Here is a 6784-nt window from a genome sequence, read left to right as displayed (position 1 = left end):
CCGTTGGTATCACACGCCAATTTTCCCGAACGGACAAAAAAAGGGGCAGGCCCGGCGTGCCGGGTCCACCCCCTTTGGTCAGAAAAAACGAGGGAGAAGAAGCGGATCAGGCGTTCTTCGTCTCGGCGTCATAATCCTGGATCAAGGCGCGGGTCACCTCGCCCGGGGTAAAGGTGTAGTCGGCAATCGAGCCCACCGGGGTGATCTCGGCCGCCGTGCCGGTCAGGAACACTTCCTGGGCATTGGCCAGCTCGGCCGGCATGATCGGCCGCTCGATGACTTCAAGGCCGCGCCGGCGGGCCAGACCGATGACCGTTTGCCGGGTGATGCCATCCAGGAAGCAATCAGGCGTCGGCGTGTGGATCTTGCCGTTCATCACCAGGAACATGTTGGCCCCGGTGGCCTCGGCGAGACGGCCCCGATAGTCCAGCATCACGGCATCGTGATACCCGTCCTGCTCGGCCTTGTGCTTCGATAGGGTACAGATCATGTAAAGGCCGCTCGCCTTGGCGTGGCAGGGCGCGGTATCGGGCGCTGGACGCCGCCACGGGGCCATGCACAGCCGAATCCCCTTCATCTTCGCTTCCGGCGAGAAGTAGCTGGGCCACACCCAACAGGCGATTGCGACGTTGATCTTGCTCTGCTGCGCCGCGACGCCCATCACCTCGCTACCGCGCCACGCGACCGGACGCACATAGCCATCGACAATGCCGTTGGCTTCCAGCACCTTCTTCGTGGCGTCGTTCAATTCCTCGGTCGAATAGGGAACCTCGAAGCCCAGGACCTGACCGGAATAGCGCAGCCGCTCGCTGTGCTCGGTCAGCTTGAACACCTTGCCGTTGTAAACCCGTTCGCCTTCGAACACACCGCTTCCGTAATGCAGCCCATGGGTCAGGACATGCACTTTCGCTTCGCGCCACGGAACCAAGGTGCCATTGAACCAGATGAAACCGTCGCGGTCGTCGAACGGAATAAGAGACATGGGAACCGACCTTTCCTACGATGGAAGAGTATTGCAGGCGGCCCTTGCAGGGGAACCGTCGCCGGGGAGTGTGGTTTTGTTTCTTGACGACGACAGGAAACGTAACATCCTTCCCCGAACTATGTCAACAAGGCTGACCCATATGGCAGACATGTCCTCCATGCCGGTCTCGCGGGGGATCCGGCGATGAAAGAGGTCAAGAGCGGACCCAACCCTTTGTTCCTGCGTGAGGAGGAGCTGCGTCAGGGCATAGAGATGCTATACTTCGCCTATCGCGATTTTACCAGCGAAGCGGACGCCATGCTGGCCCGCCATAAATTCGGGCGCGCCCACCACCGGGTGATCTATTTTGTCGGGCGCCACCCGCGCATCAGCGTGAGCGACCTTCTCGGGATCCTGGGGATCACCAAGCAGAGTCTTTCGCGGGTGCTCTCGCAGCTGGTCAACGACGGGTTCATCATGCAGCACAGGGGCTTGCGCGACGGTCGCCAGCGTTTGCTGGAACTCACGGAAAAGGGCGTTGAAATGGAACGCCAGCTGACCGAGGCCCAGCGCCGGCGCTTCGCGCGCGCCTACCGCGAGGCGGGCGCCGAGGCGGTGGAGGGCTTTCGCAAGGTCATGCTGGGCATGATCGACGGCGCGGCGCGCGAACGCTTCCTGCCCGCCGGCGGACACCGCCCGCCTGGCCGGTCGTCCGGGGATGGGCGGTGAGCGAACCCGTCCTGACCGAGGGACCGCCCCCGCACCTTTTGCTGGTGGACGATGACGCCCGCATTTTGAACCTGCTACGTCGGTTCCTGGGGGAGCGCGGCTTCGTGGTGACCACCGCCGCCGATGCCGCCGAGGCGCGCCGTCACCTGGGCGCCTTGCAATTCGACCTGCTGGTGGTCGACGTCATGATGCCCGGCGAGGACGGTCTTTCGTTGACCCGCTGGCTGCGGGAAAGCTCCACCGTTCCCATTTTGCTGCTGACCGCGCGGGGCGAGGTGGACGACCGGGTGCGCGGGCTTGAAAGCGGGGCGGACGACTATCTGGCCAAGCCCTTCGACCCGCGCGAGCTGGTGTTGCGCGTGCGGGGCATTTTGCGCCGGGTCCAGGAACCGCCACCGGCCCTTCCCGTCGCTCCGGGGCCGGGGCCCATCGCCCTGGGCGCTTGCGTCTTCGACCCCGACCGCCAGGAGCTGCGCCGCGAGGACCAGCCCGTGCACCTGACCACGGCCGAGCTGGCCTTGCTGGGCGTGCTGGCCGAGCGCGCGGGCGAGGCCATCAGCCGCGAGGATCTCGCCACCTTGACCGGAGTCGAGGGCAATCCCCGCGCCATCGATGTCCAGGTCACCCGGCTGCGCAAGAAGATCGAGGACGACCCCCGCGCGCCCCGCCACCTGCGCACCGTGCGCGGCAAGGGCTACCAGCTGTTCCCGGGATAACGCGCATGCGCCTCCCGTTTTTCTCCCGATCGCGTTTATCTCCCGCCAAGACCGTGCCTCCCACGAAGGCCGGGAGTCCGGGCGCGGAAGGGAGCCCCGACGAAGGGACGGATCCGTGGGCGGCCCTGGCCCAGGTCCCTCCACGCCCGCGCGCGCGCCATCATCCTCCGATCGGCCTGTTCGCGCGCCTCGTGCACCTGGAGCGCTCGGCCGTGCGCCCCATCGCGCGGATGCTGCACGCGATCTTGCCCAAGAGCCTGATGGGCCGCTCGCTGCTGATCATCGTCACGCCGCTGATCGTGCTGCAGGTGATCACGGCCACCATCTTTTTCGATCGCCATTGGGACACCATGAGCCGGCGCATGAATGACGCCGTGGCCTCGGAAATCGGGGTCGTGCTGGATTTCATGGCCCGCCACCCCGACCCCAGCAACCGGCAATGGATGTTTGCCCTGGTGCATGTGCGCCAGCAGCTGAAAATGCGTTTCCAGCCCGGGGCGTTCCTGCCGCCCGAGCCGCCCGAGGCCCAGGCCCAGGATTTCGTGGCCCGCCAGTTGTACCGCACGGTCACCGCCCACACCGGGCTTTCGTGTCATGTCGATGTTCTCGACGAGCGCACCTTGATCTTGCACATCCAGGTGGTGGACGGGGTGCTGGACGTGGTGGTGCCCCGCAAGCGCCTGTTTAGCGTGACCACCTATATCTTCATCGGGTGGATGACCATTTCCTCGCTGATCTTGTTCGCCGTGGCCACCTTGTTCATGCGCAACCAGGTGCGCCCGATCCGCTCGCTGGCGGCCGCCGCCGATGCCCTGGGCAAGGACCGCGACGTGACCGAGTTCCAGAACCGGGGCGCGGTCGAGGTCCGCCAGGCGGGGCTTGCCTTCATCCGCATGCGCGAACGCATCCGCCGCCAGATCGCCCAGCGCACCGAGATGCTGGCCGGTGTCAGCCACGACCTGCGCACCCCCCTGACCCGCATGCGCCTGCAACTCGCGCTCATGGAAGGGATGGAGGGCGTGGACGACCTGACCGAGGACGTGGCCGAGATGGAACGCCTGATCGAAGGCTATCTGGCCTTTGCCCGGGGCGAAGGGTCGGAGGAAACCCGTCCCGTGGAGATCAACGCCCTGGTCCAGGACGTGGTCGCGCGCATGCGCCGCAACGGGGCGCGCATTGACGTGCACGTGGAACAGCCGCTGACCGTGCCCGTCAAGCCCCACGCCACCGAGCGCTGCCTCGCCAACATCCTGGGCAACGCGCAACGCTTCGCCGATCACGTGGCGGTGCGCGTTGGCATGCGCGACCACAACGTGGAAATCCTGGTGGACGACGACGGCCCCGGCATTCCTCCCGAACGGCGCGAGGATGTCTTTCGCGCCTTTTTCCGCATCGAGGGGTCGCGCAATCCCCGCACCGGCGGCACCGGCCTGGGGCTGACCATTGCCCGCGACCTGATCCGCGCCATGGGGGGCGACATCACCTTGGAAAGCAGCCCGATCGGAGGCTTGCGCGCGCGCATCCGCCTGCCGCGCTGATCTTTGCCGGCCCCTGCCCGCCATGGTACATATCCCCAGGCGTTTCGCCCCGGCGGCGCGCCCTCCCCTGCCCTTTCGCGCCCGCGGCTCCTTGTCCCTGGAAAGGTTGCGCCATGTCGTTGCCCGTGTTTGTCGTCTCCCTTCCCGACGCCCTGGAGCGCCGCGCCCTGATGGCCGGGGAACTGGCGCGGGTGGGCCTGGAGGCCACCTTTGTCGATGGCATCACCCCGGCCCAGCTCACCCCGGCCGACTGGGCCCGCTACGACCGCGCCCGCTGCCTGGGGGTGTATGGGGTCGAGATGCTGCCCACGGAAATCGCCTGCTTCCTGGCCCATGAACGCGCGATCCGCAAGGTGGTGGACGAGGATCTGGACGCGGCCTTGATCCTGGAGGACGACGTGCGCCTGGACGATGCCCTGCCCGGGGTGCTCGATGCCTTGCTGCATCCCCCCACCCCCTGGCCCCGCCCCTGGGCGCTGGTGCGCCTGGGCAGCCTGCGCGCCGCCGCGATGGCCCGCGCCGTGGCCCGCCATCCGGCCGAGGGGCCCCTGGGCCCGGATCACGTGCTGGTGCGCCCGCGCACCCATATCCTGGGCCTGCAAGGATACGTGATCACGCGCGAAGGCGCGCGGCGGGTGCTGGCCTACACCCAGCGCCTGTTCATGCCCATTGATCACACCGTGGATCGCTATTGGGAAAACGGCCTGGTGCCGTTCCTGGTGCATCCGTTCGTGGTGACGCACCGCGACGAGCTGCCCTCGGCGATTGGCGCGCGCGACCCGGAACGGCGCTACGCGGGCAGCCGGTGGACCTTGTGGCGGCGCCGGTTCAACCGCTGGCGGGACGGCTTGAACAAGCGGGTGTATCGCCTGCTCAACCCGTGATATGCCCTGTTGGGGACGATCTCCAGCGAGCACACCGGCCCGACCGGCCCGCCAAGGAAAAACGTCATGCGTGTGATCTTGATCCGTGATCCCGGCCACCCCGGGCGGGCCCCTGCCCTTGCCGCCACGTTGAAGGCCCAGGGCCTGGAAACAACGGTGGTCGATGCCAACGACGCCAACGCCCTGGCCCCGGGGGATCGCGCCCCGGTGGACGACGCGACCCGTCGCTGGCTGGCCGAGCGCCCCTTGAGCGACCGGGCCGTGGCCCGCTGGCTGGGCCATCGCCGCGCCCTGATCGAGCTGGTTTTGAACGGCCCCGGCGCCGCCTTGATCCTGGAAGACACCATCGTGCCCGCCCCCACCCTCGCGCAGGCGGCGCGGGCACTTGCGCAAGCCGGCGACGACGGGCACGACCGGATCGTGCTGCTGGGCGAGGCCGGCACCGTGCCGGCCCAGGCTCCGCGCCCCCTGGCCGTGGCGCCGTTCGCCCTGGCCCGCCTGAACCCCCTGGTCGGCGGGGATCTGCCCGTGGTATCCGGATACGCAATCACCCGCCGGGCCGCCGTGCGGTTCCTGACCAACACGCCGCGCCTGGTGCGGCCCTTCGATCAGGCCCTGGCGCGGCCGTGGGCCACCGCCGTGCCGGTGTTCGCGCTCACCCCGCCGGTGCTGGAGCCCGCGCCCGAACCAGCGGCCCCGCCCGAGCCGACGACGCCCCCTTACACCGAGGCTACCGCTTTGAAGTGGCGACTGGCCCGTTTGCTCAATCAGGGCCTGGATCGACTCCGCCGCCGCCTGGGCCAGCCGCCCGACGGCGAGGCTTCCGGGAAAGGCGGGGCATGACCAGGGAAGGCGCGCGGGCCCCAAGAAACAAGGCCACAAGAAACAAGGCCCCAAGAAACAAGGCCCCAGGAAACAAGGGAGGACGCTCATGCTGAAGCGGCGCATGCTGGGAAGGGGGCTGGAGGTCTCGGCCCTGGGGCTGGGATGCATGGGGCTGACGTTCGCCTATGGCCCGGCCGGCGACAAGGCCGAGACGGAAGCCCTGTTGCGGGGCGCCGTGGATCGGGGCGTGACCTTTTTCGACACCGCCGAGGCCTACGGGCCGTTCAAGAACGAGGAACTGCTGGGCGAGGCCCTGGCGCCGGTGCGTGATCAGGTGGTGATCGCCACCAAGTTCGGCTTCAAGATCGCCCCCGATGGCGCGGGGAGCTGGAACGGGCTCGACAGTCGCCCCGAACGCATCCGCGCGGTGGCGGAGGCGTCCTTGAAGCGCCTGCGCCTTGAAGTGATTGATTTGTTTTACCAGCACCGGGTTGACCCCGACGTGCCGATCGAGGACGTGGCGGGAACGGTGCGCGACCTGATCGCCGAGGGAAAGGTGCGCCATTTCGGCCTGTCGGAGGCCTCGCCCCGCACCATCCGCCGCGCGCACGCGGTGCAGCCGCTCACGGCGGTGCAAAGCGAATATTCGTTGTGGACGCGGGGTCCCGAGGCGGAACTGTTGCCAACCCTGGAGGAACTGGGGATTGGCTTCGTGCCCTTCAGCCCGTTGGGGTGCGGGTTCCTGACCGGGGCGATCGGGGCCCAGGCGACGTTCCCGGCCAATGATTTCCGCTCGATGCTGCCGCGCTTCACGCCCGAGGCCCTGGCGGCCAATCAGGCGTTGACCCAGCTCTTGCGCACGCAAGGCGAGGCGCGGGGCGCGACTCCGGCCCAGATGGCGCTGGCCTGGCTGCTGGCCCGCAAGCCGTGGATCGTGCCCATTCCCGGCACCCGCCGCCTGAGCCGGCTGGAAGAAAACATCAAGGCGGCCAACGTGGTGCTGAGCGCCGGGGACCTGGCGGCCCTGGACGAGGCCGCCGGCCGGATTCCGGTGGCGGGCGATCGCTACCCCGCCATGCTGGAGGCCCTGACCGACCGGTAACCCCGCACGCCTTTTGTCCGCCCCCC

At 68.1% G+C, this 6784-nt stretch carries 7 protein-coding genes; 6 read left to right on the top strand and 1 reads right to left on the bottom strand.

Going from position 1 to position 6784, the window contains the following annotated elements:
* Positions 1–106: 106 nt before the first annotated feature.
* On the bottom strand, positions 107–982 hold the full coding sequence (locus tag ROR02_RS05550; protein ID WP_147163016.1) for a branched-chain amino acid aminotransferase: 876 nt from the start codon (positions 980–982) through the stop codon (positions 107–109).
* Between the two features lie 186 nt (positions 983–1168).
* Here ROR02_RS05550 and ROR02_RS05545 point away from each other — a divergent pair, with 186 nt between their 5' ends.
* From ROR02_RS05545 to ROR02_RS05520, 6 genes are all read left to right on the top strand, one after another.
* Positions 1169–1693 (top strand): MarR family winged helix-turn-helix transcriptional regulator, encoded by a 525-nt coding sequence (locus tag ROR02_RS05545; protein ID WP_147163015.1) that lies wholly within the window; start codon positions 1169–1171, stop codon positions 1691–1693.
* Entirely contained in the window at positions 1690–2409 is a 720-nt protein-coding gene (locus ROR02_RS05540; protein WP_246135418.1) for a response regulator, read from the top strand. Before ROR02_RS05545 ends, ROR02_RS05540 begins: the two co-directional genes overlap by 4 nt.
* A 5-nt stretch (positions 2410–2414) precedes the next feature.
* Positions 2415–3947 carry a sensor histidine kinase gene (locus ROR02_RS05535; RefSeq protein WP_147163014.1) on the top strand — a complete coding sequence of 511 codons (1533 nt, stop codon included), beginning with the start codon at positions 2415–2417 and terminating at the stop codon, positions 3945–3947.
* Positions 3948–4060: 113 nt separating this feature from the next.
* Complete coding sequence (locus ROR02_RS05530; protein ID WP_147163013.1) at positions 4061–4831, top strand: glycosyltransferase family 25 protein; 771 nt, start codon at positions 4061–4063, stop codon at positions 4829–4831.
* Positions 4832–4897: 66 nt separating this feature from the next.
* Positions 4898–5674 (top strand): glycosyltransferase family 25 protein, encoded by a 777-nt coding sequence (locus ROR02_RS05525; protein ID WP_147163012.1) that lies wholly within the window; start codon positions 4898–4900, stop codon positions 5672–5674.
* Positions 5675–5762: 88 nt separating this feature from the next.
* On the top strand, positions 5763–6758 hold the full coding sequence (locus ROR02_RS05520) for an aldo/keto reductase (protein ID WP_147163011.1): 996 nt from the start codon (positions 5763–5765) through the stop codon (positions 6756–6758).
* Positions 6759–6784 lie beyond the last annotated feature (26 nt).

This window comes from Pararhodospirillum oryzae, assembly GCF_007992075.1.
Classification (GTDB): Bacteria; Pseudomonadota; Alphaproteobacteria; order Rhodospirillales; family Rhodospirillaceae; genus Pararhodospirillum; species Pararhodospirillum oryzae.
Note: the sequence above shows the minus strand (reverse complement) of the source record. Positions and strands in the feature narration are given on the sequence as shown.